The sequence below is a fragment of the Xanthomonas hawaiiensis genome, assembly GCF_031834635.1.
Classification (GTDB): domain Bacteria; phylum Pseudomonadota; class Gammaproteobacteria; order Xanthomonadales; family Xanthomonadaceae; genus Xanthomonas_A; species Xanthomonas_A sacchari.
The window spans coordinates 779,663-795,396 of sequence record NZ_CP115873.1 but is presented as its reverse complement, the minus strand read 5'-3'; the positions used below and the strand labels follow the sequence as shown (position 1 = coordinate 795,396).

At 71.3% G+C, this 15,734-nt stretch carries 13 protein-coding genes; 7 read left to right on the top strand and 6 right to left on the bottom strand.

The window, feature by feature from the left end; translation table 11 throughout:
• Nucleotides 1–19 precede the first annotated feature (19 nt).
• The 6 genes from PG878_RS03455 to def all read right to left on the bottom strand — a co-directional run bounded on the left by PG878_RS03455 (nucleotide 20) and on the right by def (nucleotide 7,238).
• Nucleotides 20–1,294, bottom strand: a complete 1,275-nt coding sequence (locus PG878_RS03455) for an O-antigen ligase family protein (RefSeq protein WP_209032167.1) — start codon at nucleotides 1,292–1,294, stop codon at nucleotides 20–22.
• Nucleotides 1,295–1,348: 54 nt separating this feature from the next.
• Nucleotides 1,349–2,383, bottom strand: a complete 1,035-nt coding sequence (locus PG878_RS03450; protein WP_209032168.1) for a glycosyltransferase — start codon at nucleotides 2,381–2,383, stop codon at nucleotides 1,349–1,351.
• Nucleotides 2,384–2,459: 76 nt separating this feature from the next.
• Nucleotides 2,460–4,175 (bottom strand): ArnT family glycosyltransferase, encoded by a 1,716-nt coding sequence (locus PG878_RS03445; RefSeq protein WP_209032169.1) that lies wholly within the window; start codon nucleotides 4,173–4,175, stop codon nucleotides 2,460–2,462.
• A 25-nt stretch (nucleotides 4,176–4,200) separates the two neighbouring features.
• The gene (rsmB, locus tag PG878_RS03440; protein ID WP_209032170.1) at nucleotides 4,201–5,520 is read right to left on the bottom strand and encodes a 16S rRNA (cytosine(967)-C(5))-methyltransferase RsmB; all 1,320 of its coding nucleotides are present in this window, start codon (nucleotides 5,518–5,520) and stop codon (nucleotides 4,201–4,203) included.
• Between the two features lie 170 nt (nucleotides 5,521–5,690).
• Nucleotides 5,691–6,614: a methionyl-tRNA formyltransferase gene (gene fmt / locus PG878_RS03435; RefSeq protein WP_209032171.1), complete on the bottom strand. Its 924-nt coding sequence runs from the start codon at nucleotides 6,612–6,614 to the stop codon at nucleotides 5,691–5,693.
• Nucleotides 6,615–6,725: 111 nt separating this feature from the next.
• Entirely contained in the window at nucleotides 6,726–7,238 is a 513-nt protein-coding gene (gene def / locus PG878_RS03430) for a peptide deformylase (protein ID WP_209032172.1), read from the bottom strand.
• 138 nt (nucleotides 7,239–7,376) lie between these two features.
• Between def and PG878_RS03425 the strand changes: the two genes are divergently transcribed.
• The 7 genes from PG878_RS03425 to tsaC all read left to right on the top strand — a co-directional run bounded on the left by PG878_RS03425 (nucleotide 7,377) and on the right by tsaC (nucleotide 15,566).
• Nucleotides 7,377–8,513: a LysM peptidoglycan-binding domain-containing protein gene (locus tag PG878_RS03425; RefSeq protein WP_209032173.1), complete on the top strand. Its 1,137-nt coding sequence runs from the start codon at nucleotides 7,377–7,379 to the stop codon at nucleotides 8,511–8,513.
• 81 nt (nucleotides 8,514–8,594) lie between these two features.
• On the top strand, nucleotides 8,595–9,749 hold the full coding sequence (gene dprA, locus PG878_RS03420; protein WP_209032174.1) for a DNA-processing protein DprA: 1,155 nt from the start codon (nucleotides 8,595–8,597) through the stop codon (nucleotides 9,747–9,749).
• Between the two features lie 43 nt (nucleotides 9,750–9,792).
• The gene (locus tag PG878_RS03415; protein WP_010340686.1) at nucleotides 9,793–10,266 is read left to right on the top strand and encodes a DUF494 family protein; all 474 of its coding nucleotides are present in this window, start codon (nucleotides 9,793–9,795) and stop codon (nucleotides 10,264–10,266) included.
• A 21-nt stretch (nucleotides 10,267–10,287) separates the two neighbouring features.
• Entirely contained in the window at nucleotides 10,288–11,007 is a 720-nt protein-coding gene (locus PG878_RS03410) for a pilin (RefSeq protein WP_425611759.1), read from the top strand.
• Between the two features lie 39 nt (nucleotides 11,008–11,046).
• Nucleotides 11,047–11,994 carry an RDD family protein gene (locus PG878_RS03405; protein ID WP_209032176.1) on the top strand — a complete coding sequence of 316 codons (948 nt, stop codon included), beginning with the start codon at nucleotides 11,047–11,049 and terminating at the stop codon, nucleotides 11,992–11,994.
• A 238-nt stretch (nucleotides 11,995–12,232) separates the two neighbouring features.
• On the top strand, nucleotides 12,233–14,719 hold the full coding sequence (locus tag PG878_RS03400) for a DNA topoisomerase I (RefSeq protein ID WP_209032177.1): 2,487 nt from the start codon (nucleotides 12,233–12,235) through the stop codon (nucleotides 14,717–14,719).
• Between the two features lie 286 nt (nucleotides 14,720–15,005).
• Complete coding sequence (gene tsaC, locus PG878_RS03395; RefSeq protein ID WP_209032178.1) at nucleotides 15,006–15,566, top strand: L-threonylcarbamoyladenylate synthase type 1 TsaC; 561 nt, start codon at nucleotides 15,006–15,008, stop codon at nucleotides 15,564–15,566.
• The last annotated feature ends 168 nt before the right edge of the window (nucleotides 15,567–15,734 follow it).

Below are 15,734 nucleotides of genomic sequence, written 5' to 3'. Positions count from 1 at the left end.
GCGATGCGGGATCGGCAGTCTACCGGCTTCGCGTGGCGCCTTCAGCGCCCGGCGCCGGCTCCGCCTCGCGTGCGGCCAGCCCGATCAGCACGCCGACCAGGGCGACGTAGAAACCGGTGCTCACCTGGTGCGCGAACATCGACTGGGTCATGCCGCACAGCACGTAGGCCGCCACCACCATGATCCCGGCCGCCGCCGCGCCGTGGAAATGCGGCTGTGGCCGGCGCCGGTACAGGCGCAGCAGCAGCCACAGCGGCACCCCGTACACCATCAGGATCAGCACGGTCCCGGGCAGGCCCTGGGTCGCGCTCCACTCGGCCAAGTCGTTGTGCGCATGGCCCAGGTGGCAGCGCTCGACGAAGCCCTTGCGGCAGTCGGGCAGGCGCAGCATGGCGTTGTCGAAACGGCCCACGCCGACCCCGACCACCGGGTGTTCGACGAAGGTCGCCGCCGCCACCTGCAGGCGTTCGATGCGCGCGCCGGCCGAGGAATCGCTGTCGCCGCGTTCGTAGCGCTGCACGTCGTGGTGCAGTTCGGCCAGGCGGGTCTGCTTGGTCAGCGCCGGCACGCTCAGCACCAGCACCGCCGCCAGCGCGGTGCACGCGCCCAGGATCATCAGCCGGGTCGCGCTGTCGCGCCAGCGCAGGCACAGCGCACTGACCACCAGCAGCAGCAGGACGCCCAGCCACACGCCGCGGCTGCCGCTGAGCAGGATGACGATGCCGCCGGCCACCACCGCGGCGGCGGCCCACGGCCACTGGCCGCGGGGCCGGCAGAACACCGCCAGCACCATCAGCATCAGCACCACGTCGGCCAGCACGATGGCGTTGGTCCAGCCCTCGGCGCGCGGCTGGCCCTGCAACACCTGCACGCTGGCCACGACCAGCGCGGCGAGGATGCCAAGCAGCGCGCCCCACCACAGCAGGCGCTGCGGCGGCCGCAACGCATAGGCCCACAGCGCCGCCCACGGCAACACCAGGAAACGGGTGCGGTTGTCGATGTCCTTCAACGGCTGGCCAAAGTACAGCACCGAGCACAGCGACAGCCCGATCACCAGCAACGCCAGGATCCACAGCCAGCGCAACGACGGCTGCATCGGCGCCACCGCCTGGCGCAGCTGCGGCAGGGCCAGCAGGCTGGTCGCCAGCAGCAGCAGGCCGAACGGCAGCAGACCGCTGGGCATGCTGATCGCCAGCGCCGGCAGGCACAGCAGCGCGAGCGCCGCGCCGCGCTCGGCCAGGGACTGGCGCGAGAACGCGGAAACGGCATGGCGTGGCGCGATGGGCTGGGACATCAAGGAGAGAAGCCGTCGGGGTAGGGGTGGTCGGCGATGATCCGGGGCGCTTCCCTAACCCGGCCTGACCTGTTCGCGATCGGCGCCGCGGCTGGCCGGGGCGGTGGGCGGCGGCGCTTCCCCGAGCAGATCGGCCACGGCCGCGCGCAGGCGCTCGCCGAACTCGCGCCGGCGCGTCTCGAAGAAGCCGCGCGCGGCCGTGCCCAGGGCGTCGCACTGCATCGGCGACAGCGCCAGCGCCTGCGCCATCGCCTGTTCGAGGCCGGCGGCCTCGATCCGGTAGCGCACGCCGAAATTGTCCGGACCCTCGCCGACCGGATCGATCAGCACGCCGCGCTCGGCGCTCACCAGTTCGTTCATCGGCGCCCCATTGGTGGTGATCACCACCGCACCGACGCTCAGCGCTTCCATGATGTAGTGGCCGAAGCCCTCCACCTCGGAGGGGCACAGGTGGAAGCGGTGCGCGTTCTGCAGCCGCCGCAGTTCCTGCTGGTCGAGGTAGCCGGTCAGGTAGTCGATGTTCTCGGCCTCGATCGGGTGGGACTTCTTCGCGCTCTGCACCACCGTCAGCCGCGGCCACTCGGGGTGCCGCGCCCAGGTCTGCAGCAGCAGTGCCGTGCCCTTGGCCGAACTGCGCCCGGCCACATGCAGGCAGGCGCGTTCGCGCGGGACCTCAGGACGGTAGCAATCGTCGCTGCAAAAGCCGATGAAGGCGGTCGGCGCCATCGTGGAAAACCGCTGCTCGGCCTGGCGGGTCTTGCACAGCACCTGCGCAAAGCGCGGCAGGCAGCGCAGCCATTTGTGCCGGAACCACTCCGGATTGGGGATCAGGGCATTGCGCAGACCGCTGCCCAGGCAGCGCGGATACACCCGCTCCAGGAAGATCTGCAGGTCGGCACGCCCGAGCAGCAGGCTGCGCAGGAACAGGCGCAGTTCGCGCAGGCGATTGGCCATGCGCACGGTGCCGAAGCCCAGCACCTCCACGCGGTAGCGGCCGGTCTCGCGCAGCAGGTCGGCGACCACCTGCAGGTCGCGGCTGAGGCCGCCGCCGTTGTCGCGGCTGATCACCCGGATCAGCGGCGGCGGCATGCGCGCTCCCCCGCCCGCGCGACGCGCTGGCCGCCACCGGCAGTCGCAGCACACCGCCGGGGTGCGCAGGTGCGGCTCATTCGAAGCGGTCCTTGTCCTGCTCGCGCAGGCGGTCGCGGTCGTCCTGGGTGACCACGCAGTGGCCGTGCACGGCGCTGGCCGGGACCAGCCACCAGTCGCGTCGGTTGGACACGCCGGCCAGGATGCTCGCGTTGCGGTCGACGCAGCCCAGCATCGCCGCCTCCTGCACCAGCAGCCAGCGCCGCTGCGGCGCCTGCGCCTGCCAGGCGATGCCGCGGCGCAGTTGCTCGTCCCAGGGCACCACGAAGCCGAAGGTCGTGGCCGGGCGGTCGGACATCAGCAGGTTCTGCTCCTTCCAGGCGACCAGGCCGAGTTCGGCCTCCGGGCCGATGCGGCGCCCCACCGACTCCATCACGCCGCGCGCGGAACTGGACAGGTTGATCAGCGGGTACACCAGCAAGCCGGCCATCACCCAGACCATGGTCAGGGTCGAGACCGTCGCCAGTTCCGGGCGGCGCCGCGCGAATGCGGCCAGGCTGGCCACGCCCCACAGACCGATCGCCAGCAGGATCCAGGCCAGCACCTGCACGGTGGCCAGGTCGATGCCGCGGTCTTCCATCATCTTCGCGCGGAAGCCGTGCCCCAGCAGGATCGCCGCGCCCACGCCGCCGAGCGCCAGCGTCAGCAACGCGGTGAACGCCAGCAGCAGGCGCTTGACCCCGGGCTTGCGCAACAGCCCTGGAATGAGCGGTCCCATCGCCAGGCACAGCATCGGCAGCGCCGGCAGCACGTAGACATCGCGCTTGCCGGTCGGGATCGAGAAGAACAGCACCACCAGCGCCCACCAGGCCAGCGGCAGCAGGTAGCGCGCGTCGCGCCGGCGCAGGCGCCGCGCCCAGGCGGGGATCGCCCATGGCAACGCCAGCAGCACCGGCAGCCACATGCTCGGCATCACCCCGAAGAAGTACAGCGGCCCGTGCGCGTGGTCCCAGGACTTGGCGTAACGGCCGGCGGTCTGCCGGAACAGGATGTCGTTGAGGTAGGCGCGGTACTCGGGCGCGTTGCTCGACAGCGCGGTGGCGACCATCGGCACCAGCCAGATCGATACCGCCGCCAGGAACGCCAGCGGCCCCAGCCAGAAGCGCGGATCGCGCAGGCCGACCCGCACCCCGCGCCAGTGCGCCAGCGACGCCGCCGCGGCCGGCAGCAGCATCAGCAGCGCCAGCACGCCCACGCCCTTGGTGATGGTGCCCAGCCCGGCAGCGAACCAGCCCAGCGCCCACAACCGCCAGTCCGGCCCGCGCAACAGGTGGCGCAGCAGCGCGTAGTTGGCCAGGGTGATGAAGAACACCACCAGCGGATCGATCTGCGCCTTCTTCGCCTGGTAGGTGAAATGGAAGGCGAACAGCAGCGCGTAGGCCGCGTACATGCCGACGCGGCGCGTCCACAGGCGCCGGCCGAGATCGTAGACGCAGGCCAGCGTGCCCAGCCCGGCCAGCAGCGACGGCAGCAGGAACGCCACCCGCCAGTTGCCGAACAGCGTGTAGAAGCTGGCCTGCAGCCACATCAGCATCGGCGGCTTGTCCGAGTACAGCTCGGTGCCGCGGTGCGGGAACAGCCAGTTGCCGCTCTCCACCATCTGCTTGGCGACCAGCGCGAAGCGCGGTTCGTCGGCCGGGTGCGGATCGCGCAGGCCCAGGCCGGCGCCGAGCACCAGCACCGCCAGGATGGCCAACAACCAGAACTCTCGGGACGCGCGGGTCTTCAGCATGGGAAGCGATGATACCGGCGCCGGTTCATGCCGTCTTGCGGAACCGCGCGTAGTAGAAGCCGTCGCCGTCCTGCTCGCCGGGGAAGCGCTGGCGGCCGCCGCCGGAGGCATGCCCGCAGGCCGCGCCCGGGTCCTCCAACGCCGCGCCGGGCTGCCGCGCCAGCAAGGCCTGCACCTGCCGCGCGTTCTCGTCCTGCAGCAGCGAGCAGGTGGCGTAGACCAGCACCCCGCCCGGCCGCAGCACCTGCCAGGCGGCGTCGAGCAGGCGCGCCTGCAGCGCCTGCAGCGCCACCACGTCCTCGCGCCGGCGGTGCAGCAACACGTCCGGCTGGCGGCGCACGATGCCGGTGGCCGAACACGGCGCGTCGAGCAGCACCGCGTCGAACGGCACGCCGTCCCACCAGTCCTGCGGCTGCGCCGCGTCGGCGACCTGCAGTTGCGCCTGCGCGCCGGCGCCGGTGCGCGCGAAGGTCTCGCCGACCCGCGCCAGGCGTCGCGCATCCACATCCAGCGCGGTCAGGCGCAGGCTCGGGTCGCGTTCGAGCAGGTGTGCGGACTTGCCGCCGGGCGCCGCGCAGGCGTCGAGCACGCGCGCGCCCGGCGCCGGCGCCAGCACGTCGGCGACCTGCTGCGCCGCGCCGTCCTGCACCGACACGCGCCCCTCGGCGAAGCCCGGCAAGGCGCTCACCGCCAGCGGCGCCTCCAGCCGGATCGCATCGGCCAGCAGCGGCGATGCCTGCGCGGCGATGCCGGCCGCGGCCAGTTCCTGCAGGTAGGCGTCGCGGGTGCCGCGCTGGCGGTTGACCCGCAGCCACAGCGGTGCCGGCTGCTGGCTGGCGGCGAAGATCGCCTCGGCCTGCTGCGGCCAGTCGGCGCGCAGCGCATCGCGCAGCCACAGCGGCCAGCCGGCGTCGGCGGCGACCGCCGGCAGCCCATCGCGCAGCGCGCGCCGCAGCAGCGCGTTGACCAAGCCGGCCTGGCGCGGCCGATCCAGCGCGCGCGTCGCCTCCACCGTCGCCGACAGCGCCGCATGCGGCGCCAGGCCCAGCGCATCGAGCTGGGCGAAGCCGGCCAGCAGCAGGCCGCGCAGTTCGGCGTCGCGCTGCGGCAACTGCTTCTGCAGCCACATCCGCAGCGCCGCCTCGTAGGCTGGGCGGCGACGCAGCACGGCGAAGCAGATCGCCTCCACCAGCGCGCGGTCGCGCGGATCGGGCAGCGTCGGCAATGCCGCGGCCAGTTCGGCCTTGAGCGAGCGGCCGCGGTCGATCACCGCGGTCAGCACGCGGGCGGCGAGCACTCGCGGGGCCACGCCCGGCGGCCATGCAGCGCTGGGCGATGCGGTCATCGGCGCGCGCTCCAGAATGCGTTAGGGATCAGCGCGCATGCCATGTCGTGGTTGCGCGTGCGGATGATGGGGGTGCGCGACGCGGTGAACGCCCGCCCGCGCCGCAGCGCGGGGGCGGCCACGGCCGCGCCTGCCAGGCCAAACGCGGCGTACGCAGGCATGCCGAACCCTTACGCCAGAACCGGCAGGTCGCGCCGCGCGTTGAGGTAGTCGGCGGCGGTGATCGCCTTGCCGCCGTCGCGCTGCAGCACGCGCAGGCGCAGCGCGCCCTGGCCGCAGGCGATGTCGATGCCGTGCTTGGACGCGGTCAGCACCGTGCCCGGCGGCTGCCCATGGGCCAGGTCCAGCGCGATCGCGCCGTGCACCCGCACCCGCTCGCCGGCCAGCACCGCCTCGGCGACCGGCCACGGATCGAAGGCGCGTACCTGCCGCGCCAACTGCGCCGCCGGCTGCTGCCAGTCCAGCCGCGCCTGCGCCTTGTCCAGCTTGTGCGCATAGGTGACGCCCGCCTCCGGCTGCGGCTGCGCCACCGGGCGCAGACCGGCGCGCAGCAGGCCCAGCCCGTCGGCCAGCACCTGCGCGCCCAGCGCGGCCAGGCGGTCGTGCAACTGGCCGCCGGTTTCGTCGGCGCCGATCGGGGTGCGCTGCGACAGCAGCACCGGGCCGGTATCCAGCCCCGCCTCCATCTGCATCAGGCACACCCCGGTTTCGCTGTCGCCGGCCTCGATCGCGCGCTGGATCGGCGCGGCGCCGCGCCAGCGCGGCAGCAGCGAGGCATGCACGTTCCAGCAGCCATGGGTCGGGATCGCCAGCACCGCCTTGGGCAGGATCAGCCCGTAGGCCACCACCACGATCAGGTCCGGCTGCAGCGCGCGCAGCGCCTGCAGCGTCTCCGGCGCACGCAGCGTCTGCGGCTGCAGCACCGGAATGCCGCGCGCCACCGCCTCCAGCTTGACCGGCGACGGGGTCAGCCCACGGCCGCGCCCGGCGGGCCGGTCCGGCTGGGTGTAGACCGCGACCACTTCATGGCGCTGCGCAGCCGCGCGCAACGACGGCACGGCGAAGTCCGGCGTACCGGCGAAGACGAGTTTCATGGAGGCTGGGAACCGGGAATGGGGAATGGAGAATGGGAAAAGCGCGCGGACCCGGAAATGGCACGGGCACCGCGTTTACGATTCCCGTTTCTCCATTCCCGGTTCCCGGCCTCACGCCACGTGCTTGCGCGCCTTGGCCAGTTTCTTGCGCACCATTTCGCGCTTGAGCGGGGACAGGTAGTCGACGAACAGCTTGCCGTCGAGGTGGTCCATCTCGTGCTGCACGCACACCGCCAGCAGGCCGTCGGTGCTCAGTTCCTGCGGCTGCCCCTGGCGGTCCAAGTAGCGCACGGTGATGGCGTCGGCGCGGGTCACGTCGGCATAGATGCCGGGGACCGACAGGCAGCCTTCCTGGTACACCTGCTCGCCGTCGCGCTGCACGATCTGCGGGTTGATGAACACCTGCGGGGCGTTCTTCTCCTCGCTGACGTCGATGACCATGAAGCACTTGTGCACGTCCACCTGGCTGGCCGCCAGGCCGATGCCGGGCGCGTCGTACATGGTCTCGAACATGTCGTCGAGCAGGCGTTGGAAGGCCGCGGAGGTGACCTCGGCGGCGTCGACCGGCACCGCCTTGGTGCGCAGGCGCGGATCGGGGAATTCGAGAATGGGGAGCAGGGCCATAGCGGTACCCAAGATGGGGGCGCCGGACGAATCGGCAAGACCTGCGGATTCTACCCGTTTCTGCGCCCGCCGCTTGCGCCCGCACCAGGGTTCTGCACTATAGTGCGCCAACCTGTTGGGGAATCAGGCTTCGCGCTCATGTTCAATCGACTCCGTACGGTCGTCGCCGTGGCGATGCTCACCGTGGCGACCTACGCTGCTTCCGCCAGCATGGCCGCCGAACACCCCGACACCTACGTGGTGCGCAAGGGCGATACGCTGTGGGACATCGCCGGGCGCTTCCTCGGCAAGCCCTGGCTGTGGCCGGAAATCTGGCAGGCCAATCCGCAGGTGCACAACCCGCACCTGATCTACCCCGGCGACGTGCTCAGCCTGGCCTACCTGGACCGGGTGGCGCATGCCGAGGTCAAGCCGGGCCCGCGCCAGGACGCGCCGATCGACGCGATCCCGCTGGCGCAGGTGGAGCCGTTCCTGAAGAACCTGCGCGTGGTCGACCGCATCGACGACCTGCCCTACGTGGTCGGCACCGAAGACAACCGGCTGCGCGCCACCGACGGGCAACTGGTCTACGCGGTCGGCCTCGGCCAGGCCCAGGCCGGGCAGCGCTACGCCGTGGTCCGCCCGACCGTGCGCTACCTGCTGCCCAAGCTCAGCGACGACCTCGATGCCGAAGGCCGCAGCATCCCCGGCAGCGGCAACCTATGGCAGACCTTCGTGCCGCCAGACAAGCGCCGCGAGTCCCTCGGCTACGAACTGGCCCAGGTCAACATCGGCACCGTCGCCCGCGTGTCCGCCGACGGCCGCCAGGCCACCGCCCTGCTGCTGCAGGACAACGCCCGCGAAGTGCGCGCCGGCGACCGCCTGATCCCGGTCGAGGCGCAGCCCTACGACCTGCAGTTCGTGCCGCATCCGCCGTCCGAGCAGGCGCTGGCCGCCGGCCTGCGGGTGCTGGCGGTGGCCGACGCGTTCAGCGCGGCCGGCCCGCGCGACGTGATCGCCATCTCCGGCGGCCGCCGCGAAGGCATCGACAACGGCACGGTGGTGTCGCTGTGGCGCCACGGCACCCGGGTCAACGACCGCGTGCGCCACCCCAACACCTCGCGCGCCGACGACGGCTTCACCGGCGGCAGCGGCACCACGGTGGCGCTGCCGGACGAGTACGCCGCGCACGCGATGGTGTTCCGCACCTTCGACAAGGTCAGCTACGCGCTGGTGATGGACGGCATCAAGCCGACCCGGATCGGCTACGACGTCAAGCACCCGGACGCGCGCTGACCCGCCAACGGGGCATCCCCCTACAGCGATTGCAGACGGCGCCCGAGGGCGCCGTCTGCGTCTGCGGCCTAGCCTGGGCGCATGTCCCATTCGGCCACCACCTCCTTCGACGCACCCGCCGATCCGGCCCTGCTGACCCTGTCGCTGGCCGGCGGCGCCAGCGCCCCGCGGCGGCAGTTGCTGGAGCGGCATGGCAGCCCGGCTGCGGCGCTGGCCGCCGGTCCCGCCGCCTGGCATGCCGCCGGCCTGGACGCGGCGCAGGTCGCCGCGCTGCAGCGTCCCGATCGCGCAGCACTGGACACCGCCGAACGCTGGCTGGCGCAGCCGGGCCGGCACCTGCTCGGCTGCCACGATCCCGACTACCCGGCACTGCTGCGGCGCACGCCCAACCCGCCGCTGGCGCTGTACGTGGACGGCGACCCGATGGCGCTGTGGCACCCGGCGGTGGCCGTGGTCGGCAGCCGCGCGCCCAGCGCCGGCGGCCGCGACAACGCCTACGGCTTCGCCCTGGCCCTGGCCGCGGCCGGCTTCGCGGTGACCAGCGGCATGGCCAGCGGCGTGGATGCCGCCGCGCACCGGGCGGCGCTGTCGCGCGCCGACGGGCGGACCGTGGCGGTGGTCGGCACCGGTCCCGACCTGGCCTATCCGCGCCAGCATGCCGCCCTGCGCAGCCAGATCGCCGCATGCGGCGCGGTGGTCAGCGAGCATCCGCCCGGCACCCCTGCGCGGGCGGGCCACTTCCCGGCGCGCAACCGCATCATCGCCGGGCTGAGCCTGGCGACCCTGGTGATCGAGGCCGCCACCCGCTCCGGCGCGCTGATCACCGCGCGGCTGGCCGCCGAGGCCGGGCGCGAGGTGTTCGCCCTGCCCGGCTCGATCCACAACCCGCTGGCGCGCGGTTGCCATCGGCTGATCCGCGACGGCGCCGGGCTGGTGGAAAGCGCCGAGGAGGTGGTGGCCGGCGTCGCCGCGCTGGCCGCCGAACTGGCCGACGCCTTGCGCGGGCGCCTGAACGTCCCCACACAGGGAGCCAGCACCGCGCGCGGCGCCACGCCGGCCTTCTCCGACCCCGACTACCAGCGCTTGTGGCAGGCGCTGGGCCACGACCCCATCTGTATGGATTCAGTCATCGCACGCAGCGGATTGACGGCCGCAGCGGCGTCCTCCATGCTGCTGGCCATGGAACTGGATGGCTACGTGGCGGTCGAACGCGGTCGTTACACCCGCAAACCCTAGTTTCTTCACCTCCACAGCGTCTCGCGACGCAGGCCGAGGGGCAATGAAAGAGAGCATTCTGGATGTCCTGCTGTACCTGTTCGAACACTATTTCAGCGAAGACGCGGATCCGGTCCGCGATCGCGACTCCCTCCAGAATGGCCTGATCCAGGCCGGCTTCAGCCCCACCGAGATCAGCAAGGCGTTCGACTGGCTCGACGCCCTGGCCGACCAGCGCCCGGCCGTGGCGCAGCCGCGCATCGACGGTCCGATCCGCATCTACCATGGCCCGGAACTGGACAAGCTCGACGTGGAATGCCGCGGCTTCCTGCTGTTCCTGGAGCAGCACGGCATCCTCGACAGCGACCAGCGCGAGCTGGTGCTGGACCGGGCCATGGCCCTGGACCAGGACGAACTGGACCTGGACGACCTGAAGTGGGTGGTGCTGATGGTGCTGTTCAATCAACCCGGTGCCGAGGCGGCGTACGCGTGGATGGAAACGCAGATGTTCGTCGACGAGCCGGAGCCGGTCCACTGAGCCGCTGACGGTCGCGCACGGATGCACGAAGACACCTCTCCCTTGGCAGTCTGGTACTACGTCGATGCCGCCCGCGAGCGGCATGGTCCGTTGCCGGCGTCGGCCCTGCTGGAACGCCTGCACGACAGCCGCCTGCAGCGCGACACCCTGGTCTGGCGCGAAGGCCTGCCGGAGTGGCGACCGCTGCATGCGCTCGCCGCCGAGCTGGGCCTGGCGGACGCTCCCATCCCGCCACCGTTGCCGCCGCCGCTCCAGGCGGCCGCTCCCGCAGGCCCCGCGGCTGCCCCGCCACGCAGCGGCCTGTCCGGCTGCGCGATCATGGCCATCGTCGGCGCCGTCGCCGGCGTGCTGCTGGTGGCCTTCCTCGGCATTGGCGCGGCGATCGCCCTGCCCGCCTATCAGGACTACATGGCGCGCGCGAAGGTCGCGCAGGCACTCGGCACCCTGGCGCCATTGAAGGACCAGATCGGCGCGTTCACCGCGCAGGAGCACCGTTGCCCGGTGAACGGCGACACCGGCTTCGGCACCCCTCAGAGCTATGCCGGCGACGCCATCGCGCAGGTGCGGGTCGGCCGCTTCGACAACGGCCACTGCGGCCTCGAAGCCACACTGCACCTGCCCGACACCAAGCGGCTGGATGGCAAAGCGCTGTGGCTGGACTACGATGAGCGCACGTCCGCCTGGAACTGCAGTTCCGACCTGGACGATCGCGTCCTGCCGGTCCACTGCCGCGGCGGCTGACCGGCGCACCGTTTTCGACTGCAACACCCGGGGAACAGAATGACTGAGTGGTATTACGCCGATGCGGCGCAGCAGCGCCATGGCCCGCTGGCGGCCGCCGACCTGCAGCAGCGCTTCCAGCGCGGCGAGATCGGGCTGTCCACCCTGGTCTGGCGCGAGGGCCTGAGCGAATGGCGCACCCTGGCCGAATTCGTCGACGAGCTCGGCCTGGCCCAGGCACCGGTGCCGGCCCCTGCGATCGCGCCCATCGAGGCTGGCGGAGAGGTCCCGCCTCCGGCACCGGCCGCGCCCATCCCCGACGCCTGGGCCTCGCCCGCGCCCACCGCGCCGGCATCGCCCTACGCGGCGCCCAGCGCCATGCTGGACAGCGGTGCGCGGGTGGTCGGCGGCGGCGAGGTGGTGCAGGCCGGCTTCTGGAAGCGCGTGGCCGCCTACCTGATCGACGCGTTCCTGGTCGGCATCGTCTCCAACGTGATCCAGTTCGTGGTGATCCTCGGTTTCATGGGGGTCAACCGCGTCGGCAGCCAACCCAACTTCACCTCCGCCGCCGGCATCATCATGCTGCTGATGATGTACCTGGTGCCGCTGGCGATCTCGGCCCTGTACTACGGCCTGTTCCACGCGTCCACCAAGCAGGCCACGCTGGGCAAGATGGCGGTCGGCATCAAGGTGGTGCGTACCGATGGCAGCCGCATCACCGTGGCCCGCGGCATCGGCCGCTATTTCGGCTTCATGCTGAGCGGCCTGACCGTGGGCATCGGCTACCTGATGGCGGCCTTCACCGAGCGCAAGCAGGCCCTGCACGACATGCTCTGCGACACCCTGGTGGTGGACAAGTGGGCCTACACCGACCACCCGGAGTGGCAGCAGCGCAAGCTGGGCACCGTCACCGTGGTGATTCTGTCGCTGTTCGGCCTGCTGGCCGCGGCCTCGCTGCTGGTGGTGATCCTGGCGATCGGCATGGCCGCCAAGGGCGGCTGGCACTGAGTCCTGCGGCCCCCGGCGGCCGCGTCGCCGCCTCCGCGGCAGCCCGGCCGGGCAGCGCCGGCTTGACAGCGGGCGCCGGACGTGTCCACTAATAAATAAGCGCCGTTGCTGAACGCCCGGGGGTTCCGCCCCGGGCGTCGGCTTCTCTGCGAGACCGCAACGCTTCACTAACCGGAGCAATTGCGCCACCCTACCGCCCCCAGGGCGTCCGCCCACGCCCATCGAAGCCCGACCCGCCATGTCCAAGCACCTGCTCATCGTCGAATCGCCCGCCAAGGCCAAGACGATCAACAAATACCTCGGCAAGGATTTCCACGTCCTGGCCTCGTATGGGCACGTGCGCGACCTGATCCCGAAGGAAGGCGCGGTCGATCCGGACGACGGCTTCGCGATGCGCTACGCGCTGATCGACAAGAACGAGAAGCACGTCGAGGCCATCGCCAAGGCGGCCAAGGCGGCCGAAGACATCTACCTGGCGACCGACCCGGACCGCGAGGGCGAGGCGATCAGCTGGCACATCGCCGAGATCCTGCAGGAGCGCGGGCTGCTCAAGGGCAAGCCGTTGCACCGGGTGGTGTTCACCGAAATCACCCCGCGCGCGATCAAGGAAGCGATGGCGCAGCCGCGGCAGATCGCCGGCGACCTGGTCGACGCGCAGCAGGCGCGCCGCGCGCTGGACTACCTGGTCGGCTTCAACCTGTCGCCGGTGCTGTGGCGCAAGGTGCAGCGCGGCCTGTCCGCCGGCCGCGTGCAGTCGCCGGCGCTGCGCATGATCGTCGAGCGCGAGGAGGAGATCGAAGCCTTCATCGCCCGCGAGTACTGGTCCATCGCCGCCGACTGCGCGCATCCCTCGCAGCACTTCAACGCCAAGCTGATCAAGCTCGACGGGCAGAAGTTCGAGCAGTTCACCATCACCGACGGCGACACCGCCGAGTCTGCGCGCCTGCGCATCCAGCAGGCCGCGCAGGGCGCGCTGCACGTCACCGACGTGGCCAGCAAGGAGCGCAAGCGCCGCCCGGCGCCGCCGTTCACCACCTCCACGCTGCAGCAGGAGGCCTCGCGCAAGCTCGGCTTCACCACCCGCAAGACCATGCAGGTGGCGCAGAAGCTGTACGAAGGCGTGGCGATCGGCGACGAAGGCACGGTCGGCCTGATCTCGTACATGCGTACCGACTCGGTCAACCTGTCGCAGGACGCGCTGGCCGAGATCCGCGACGTGATCGCCCGCGATTTCGGCATCGCCTCGCTGCCGGACCAGCCCAACACCTACCAGACCAAGTCCAAGAACGCCCAGGAAGCGCACGAAGCGGTGCGTCCGACCTCGGCGCTGCGCACCCCGTCGCAGGTGGCCCGCTTCCTCACCGACGACGAGCGCAAGCTGTACGAGCTGATCTGGAAGCGCGCGGTGGCCTGCCAGATGATCCCGGCCACGCTCAACACCGTGAGCGTGGACCTGTCGGCCGGCAGCGAACACGTGTTCCGCGCCAGCGGCACCACTGTGGTCGTCGCCGGTTTCCTGGCCGTGTACGAGGAAGGCAAGGACAACAAGAGCGCCGAGGACGAGGACGAGGGCCGCAAGCTGCCGGCGATGAAGCCGGGCGACCGCGTGCCGCTGGAGCGCATCCTGGCCGAGCAGCACTTCACCCAGCCGCCGCCGCGCTTCACCGAAGCGGCGCTGGTGAAGGCGCTGGAAGAGTACGGCATCGGCCGCCCCTCGACCTACGCCTCGATCATCCAGACCCTGCTGTTCCGCAAGTACGTGGAGATGGAAGGCCGCAGCTTCCGCCCGTCCGACGTCGGCCGCGCGGTCTCCAAGTTCCTGTCCAGCCATTTCACCCAGTACGTGGACTACGACTTCACCGCCAAGCTCGAAGACGAGCTGGACGCGGTCTCGCGCGGCGAGGAGGAGTGGATCCCGCTGATGTCGCGGTTCTGGGAACCGTTCAAGGAACTGGTCGAGGACAAGAAGGAATCGGTCGACCGCGCCGAAGCCAGCGGTGCGCGCGAGCTCGGCACCGACCCCAAGACCGGCAAGCCGGTGAGCGTGCGCCTGGGCCGCTTCGGGCCGTACGCGGCGATCGGCAGCACCGCCGAGGACGCCGAGGACAAGCCCAAGTTCGCGTCGCTGCGTCCCGGCCAGAGCATGCACACCATCACCCTGGAGGAGGCGCTTGAGCTGTTCCTGATGCCGCGCAGCCTCGGCCAGGACAAGGGCGAGGAAGTCAGCGTCGGCATCGGCCGCTTCGGCCCGTTCGCCAAGCGCGGCAGCGTCTACGCCTCGCTGAAGAAGGAAGACGACCCCTACACCATCGATCTGGCCCGTGCGGTGTTCCTGATCGAGGAGAAGGAAGAGATCGCGCGCAACCGCATCATCAAGGAATTCCCCGGCAGCGACATCCAGGTGCTCAACGGCCGCTTCGGCCCGTACATCAGCGACGGCAAGCTCAACGGCAAGATCCCCAAGGATCGCGAACCGGCCACGCTGAGCCTGGACGAAGTGCAGAAGCTGCTGGAGGAAACCGGCAAGCCGGTGCGCAAGGGCTTCGGCGCCAAGAAGGCCGCTGCCAAGAAGGAAGCCGCGCCGAAGAAGAGCGCGGCGAAGAAGGCCGCCGCCGATGCCCCGGCCAAGCCGGCGGCGAAGAAGGCGGTCAAGAAGGCCGCGAAGAAGACCGCCAAGAAAGCGGTGAAGAAAGCCGCCAAGAAGACGGTGGCCAAGGGCGGCTGAGCCGCTGTGCGAATGGCCCGGGGGGCCCGATGCGCCCCCCGGATAGTACGATCGCGGCCACCGAGCCACCTTCTCGCGGTGCCCACGGCGTCTCTCGGCGCCTGAAGAACCGCGACACCGCGGTTGCCTGTGGGAGAGGCTTCAGCCCCGACGCGTCATCGGCAAGGCGTCGGGGCTGAAGCCCCTTCCACAGAAAAGCGGCACGGCCGGAGCCTTGCGAACATCCCAAGCCCCACCCAACCGACCCTCATTGTCCTTAGACGAGGACGTGCCGCATGATGCGCGCATGACCGACCTGTCGCTGAGCCATGCCGTCGCCGTCCTGCGCCAGGGCGGCGTGATCGCCTATCCCACCGAAGCCGTGTGGGGCCTGGGCTGCGATCCGCACGACGAGACCGCCGTGACCCGCCTGCTGCGGATCAAGCAGCGGCCGGTGGACAAGGGCCTGATCGTGGTCGCCGCCGAACTGGATCCGTTGCGTCCGCTGCTGGACCTGTCGGCGTTGCCGGCGGACCGGCTGGCCGCGGTGCTGGCCAGCTGGCCGGGACCGCACACCTGGATCCTGCCCGCCGCCGCGCACGCGCCGCCCTGGGTCACCGGCGCGCACCAGGGCATCGCCGTGCGGATCAGCGCGCATCCGCTGGTGGCCGCGCTGTGCCGTGCCTGGGGCGGCGCCCTGGTGTCGACCAGCGCCAACCGCGGCGGCGAGCCGCCGGCACGACAGCGCAGCGAGCTGGACCCGCTGGTACTGCGCGACCTCGATGGCCTGATCGATGGCGAAACCGGCGGCCTGGCCCAGCCCACCCCGATCCGCGACGCCGCCAGCGGCGAAATCCTGCGCGCCTGAGGGCGCTGCTCTCAGCGCGGCACGCCTGTCTTCCGCCGTGTCGGCGTCTGGCGGCAATGGCGCGATGGGGCCACGCGGGCGCTTCGCGCACCGCACCCTCACCCCAACCCCTCTCCCGGTGGGAGAGGGGCTAGCTGTTCCCTTCTCCCATTGGGAGAAGCTGGCCCG